Origin of the sequence: Ureibacillus acetophenoni (genome assembly GCF_900220965.1) — a bacterium.
Classification (GTDB): Bacteria; Bacillota; Bacilli; order Bacillales_A; family Planococcaceae; genus Ureibacillus; species Ureibacillus acetophenoni.
This window is the reverse complement of the sequence record NZ_OBQC01000035.1, coordinates 1-2,322: the sequence shown is the minus strand read 5'-3', so window position 1 is coordinate 2,322 and position 2,322 is coordinate 1. Positions and strand designations below refer to the sequence as shown.

The window sequence follows — 2,322 nt, the reverse complement described above, 5'->3', positions numbered from 1 at the left end:
GTAAGCCCCCAATAAAACTACGCATATAAGATCACCTCACCTCCTAGTATGATGAACATATCAACTTACTAGGAGGTGCTTTTTATTGACTCGCCCAAAATTAAATATCATTCCTGTTAAGCTGGAGCCGAGTAAAGAAATGCAAGAGAAGCCCACTATAATTAATCACGAACCAATCTGCATCATAAAAGCATCGGAAGTGGAAATCAAATTTTACAAAGGCGTCAATGAATCGATTATTCAAACGATTATAAAGGAGCTGAATATAGTTGAAGCATGATTTTTCCTCCGTGGAAAATATCTATATTATCTGTGGAAGGACAGATATGCGAAATGGGATTGATGGGCTTGCAACACTTGTACAAGATTCCTATAACTTAGATCCATATAGTGACTCTATTTTTTTATTTTGTGGTACTCAGAAGGATCGCTATAAGTGCCTATACTTTGATGGGGATGGCTTCGCCATGCTTTATAAACGACTTGATAATGGGCGTCTGCAATGGCCTCGAAATGAAAAGGAAGTTAAACAACTAACCCAACAAGAACTTCGTTGGTTATTAGAAGGTTTATCCCTTGTACAATCCAGATCTATAAAAAAAGCTAGACGAAGTCTATTTTAGTGCTATAATTTCCATAGAATAATGGACGAAACGTGGTGAATGATGAGATGGAACAGCCAGAACAATTAATCAAAGTACTTGAAGAGCAGTTAGCCTATATGAAAAAACAGAACGAAGAATTATCAATAAAATTAGATCAATCTTTGGCTCAAAATAAAGTTCTTTCAGAACAAATTCACCAGCTAACAAAAGCTTTATTTGGTTCTAAATCTGAAAAATCAAAGTACCAAGCACCTGACGGGCAAGGTTCTTTGTTTGATAACGACCCATTTTTTAAGGAATCTGAGCACACAGAAGAACAAAGCACGGACAGCATTACTTATACGGTTGTTCGTAAACTACATAAAAAGAAGCGGAATGATTCTTTCCTGGCCCATGTAGAGATTGAAGAAATTCATCACCATCCAGATAATATTCAATGTGAGTGTTGCCAAGAAGTGATGACGGAAATCGGTAGTACTCTCGTACGTGAAGAAGCAAAGTTCATCCCAGCAACAATGAAGCGGATTCAGCATTTTGAATCCGCTTATGAGTGTAAGTCTTGTAAAAAGGACATTACACAAAAAGCACAAATTAAACGTGGGAAAGCACCGAACTCCGTTCTTTTACGAAGTATTGCAGGACCAACTGTATTGGCAAAAGTTATCTATGATAAATTCATTCAATACATTCCATTATATCGCCAAGTAAAAGAATGGGAGCGAAATGGCCTCATTACGAACGACAAAAACTTATCTAATTGGGTAATTCGGTCAACAAAAGAATGGTTAATCCCTGTGTACCAATATTTGGAGTCAGTGATGAATCACAGATCGCTTATGCATTGTGATGAAACAACAGCACAAGTGCTTAATCGCAGCGATGGAAAATCGCCCCAATCAACAGCCTACAACTGGGTTCGACGCAGTTTGCCTATTGAAGGACCAGTGATTGTACTATTCCATCACGCTTTATCCCGAGGTCGTGCAGTGTTGGATCAACTCACAAGTGATTTTAAAGGAACCATTATTTGTGATGGTTATTCCGCTTATGGCAAATTAGAAAATATAACATTCGCTAACTGTTGGGCACATGTTCGTCGATATTGGTTAAAAGCAGAGAGTAAGCATGGCCAAAAAGGTGTTGATTTTTGTGATCAAATATATCGACTTGAACGCAAGTTCAAGAATCATTCGCCTCGCAAACGTGAAAAGGCACGCCAGAAGCATTCAAAGCCAATTGTAGATGCGATGTTTAAATGGATTGAAGAATCCCCGTTTTACGGTAAAAGTGCATTAGCCAAAGCGGCAGAATACACATTGAATCGTGCTGGAGGATTACAAGCATTTTTATATGATGGTCGCATAGAAATTGATAATAATGCGGCAGAAAATGCGATTCGACCAAGTGTCATCGGTAGAAAAAATTGGCTTTTTTCAACAAGCGAAGCAGGAGCTGAAGCAAATGCGATCTGCTTAAGTCTAGCTGAAACGGCTAAAGCCAACGGCATTGATTTTTATAAATATTTGGTTAAGCTCTTCACTGAACTGCCAAATCAAGATATCCACCAAAACCCAAAATTAATCAAACAATACATGCCTTGGTCAAAAACAATCCAGGTAACATGTGCAAAATAGCCCTCTATCTGAAAAAAATTAGCATAGTAGGGCTATTCGTAATGCGTACCAATAAGGTACGTTTTTTTATATTTCGGGCTTAC

General features: G+C 38.0%; 3 protein-coding genes. All 3 read left to right on the top strand.

What is annotated here, in order from left to right; all coding sequences use genetic code 11:
- Nucleotides 1–85: 85 nt before the first annotated feature.
- From CRO45_RS19695 to tnpC, 3 genes are read left to right on the top strand one after another with little or no spacing between them, the layout of a single operon-like run.
- Nucleotides 86–280, top strand: coding sequence for a hypothetical protein (locus CRO45_RS19695; RefSeq protein WP_097151302.1), 195 nt, complete (start codon nt 86–88; stop codon nt 278–280).
- 10 nt (nt 281–290) lie between these two features.
- Complete coding sequence (gene tnpB, locus CRO45_RS19690; protein ID WP_268878142.1) at nt 291–623, top strand: IS66 family insertion sequence element accessory protein TnpB; 333 nt, start codon at nt 291–293, stop codon at nt 621–623.
- A 47-nt stretch (nt 624–670) separates the two neighbouring features.
- Nucleotides 671–2,239, top strand: coding sequence for an IS66 family transposase (gene tnpC / locus CRO45_RS19685; RefSeq protein WP_097151300.1), 1,569 nt, complete (start codon nt 671–673; stop codon nt 2,237–2,239).
- Nucleotides 2,240–2,322: the final 83 nt, after the last annotated feature.

Excerpts from the sequence above, each read along its gene's own strand:
- tnpC (WP_097151300.1), top strand. The coding sequence starts at position 671 with ATGGAACAGCCAGAACAATTAATCAAAGTACTTGAAGAGCAGTTAGCC.